The organism is Anaerolineae bacterium (genome assembly GCA_014360855.1).
Classification (GTDB): Bacteria; Chloroflexota; Anaerolineae; order JACIWP01; family JACIWP01; genus JACIWP01.
Genome location: JACIWP010000016.1, coordinates 1 through 1,786, shown reverse-complemented (window position 1 = coordinate 1,786; position 1,786 = coordinate 1). Strand labels below are relative to the sequence as shown.

The 1,786-nt window shown below is 68.0% G+C and carries 2 protein-coding genes; one reads left to right on the top strand and one right to left on the bottom strand.

Annotation, left to right across the window (positions count from 1 at the left end; all coding sequences use genetic code 11):
• Positions 1 to 45 precede the first annotated feature (45 nt).
• Positions 46 to 552 (top strand): CRISPR-associated protein Cas4, encoded by a 507-nt coding sequence (gene cas4, locus H5T60_01730; GenBank protein ID MBC7241149.1) that lies wholly within the window; start codon positions 46 to 48, stop codon positions 550 to 552.
• Positions 553 to 594: 42 nt separating this feature from the next.
• On the opposite strand, the gene glyS is transcribed toward cas4, so the two are convergent.
• On the bottom strand, positions 595 to 1,786 hold a 1,192-nt coding region (gene glyS, locus H5T60_01725), incomplete at its 5' end, for a glycine--tRNA ligase subunit beta (GenBank protein ID MBC7241148.1).

Sequence of the window (1,786 nt, the reverse complement as noted above, 5' to 3'; positions counted from 1 at the left end):
AACGCTACCAGCCTCATCATCGCCGCCCCATAGGGGCGGATTCCGATGGGACTGTTGCTGCTCCTGACGATCCTCTTCGCGCTCGCCGGCGCCGTCCTGTGGCTGTGGGCGCGCCGCCTGCGTCAACGGGCCGGCTTGCCCGCCGGCGCGATACGCTACGCCGACGCCGGCGACGGCCGCGCCCCGCTCCTGCGCTCCGAGCGTTATGGCCTGCAGGGCCGGCCCGATTACGTGGTACAGGAGGGGCGGCGGTATATCCCCGTGGAGGTGAAATCGGGGAACGCGCCGGCGGTCCCATATGAATCCCATAAGCTCCAGTTAGCGGCCTACTGCCTGCTCATCGAGGAAGCCACCGGCCAGGCGCCGCCCTACGGCATCCTGCGGTACGATGACCGCGCCGTCCGGGTGTCGTATGATATAGCACTGCGGAGCGAACTGCTGGAGGCGCTGGAGATTATGCGCCGGCATCTGCGGGCCGGCGAACCCCCACCGCCCACCCGCATCCCCAGCCGCTGTGCCCACTGCGGCTATGCCGATATCTGCACCCGATAGCAAAAGGCCCCCCGCCGGAAAGCGGGGCCTTGCTTCGTGGGATTAAAACCCCTCCAGCTTTGACAGGTCTGCCAGATGCGCCGGCAGGGCCGCGATGCGCTGGAGCAGTCCCAGCCGCGCCTCCCGCAGTGCCTGATCCTCCGTCATCACCAGGATATCGTCGAAGAAGCGGTTGATCGGCTCGATCATCGGGATAAAGGCCTGGAAGAAGGCGTCCATGCCCCCATCGGGCGGCATCTCTTCCAGACAGCGCAGGTAGGCCTGATAGAGGGCCTGCGAGGCCGGCTCCGTCAGTAGTTCGGGGGCCAGGCGGTACTGCGCCGGCTGTCCCCGCACAATGCGCACACAGCGGCTGTAGGACGCCAGGATCTGCGGCCAGTCTTCCCGCTGGACCCATGCCTGCAGTTCGCGCGCCACCCGCCAGGCCCGGTACGGGGTATCGCCACTGCCGGCCAACGCCGCCTCCACGACATCATAGCGCAGGCCCTGTTCCTGGAGCCAGCCGCGCAGCCGGCCGAGGATGAACTCATACGCCGCCTCCAGGGCTTCGTCGGAGCATTCCACCGGCAGGAGCACCGCGGCTTCCCGCAGTATCTTGTGCAGGGAGAGCGGCAGTTGGTGCTCGATGATGATCTGCACCAGGCCCAGGGCGGCACGCCGCAGACCAAAGGGGTCGGCCGAACCGCTGGGCGTCAGCCCGATGGCGAACAGGCCGATGAGGCTGTCAATGCGGTCCGCCAGGGCCAGGACGACGCCGGCGCGGGTCTGCGGCAGGGCGTCGCCGGCCCAGCGCGGCAGATACTGCTCGAAGATCGCCTCGGCGACCGCCGGCGGCTCGCCGCTCCGCAGGGCATACTCGCGGCCCATAATGCCCTGCAGGGACGTCATCTCAATCACCATCTGCGTGGCCAGGTCCGCCTTGGCCAGATAGGCGGCGCGGGCCGCGGCGGCTCGCTCTTCCTCGCTCAATCCCAGCTCCTCCGCCAGGATGGGCACCAGACGCTCCAGCCGGCGCGACTTGTCGCGCATGGAGCCAAGCTTCTCCTGGAAGGTCAGGGTCTCCAGCCGCGGCAGGAAATCCTCGAGCTTGCGAGACGTATCGGCCTGGTAGAAGAAGCGCGCATCCGTGAAGCGGGCGCGCAGGACCTCCTCGTTGCCGGCGCGCACCAGCGCCTCGTCCAGCGTGTGGCCGTTGGCGATCACGATGAAGTGCGGGAGCATATTGCCCGTCTGG

Excerpts from the sequence above, each read along its gene's own strand:
- cas4 (MBC7241149.1), top strand. The coding sequence starts at position 46 with ATGGGACTGTTGCTGCTCCTGACGATCCTCTTCGCGCTCGCCGGCGCC.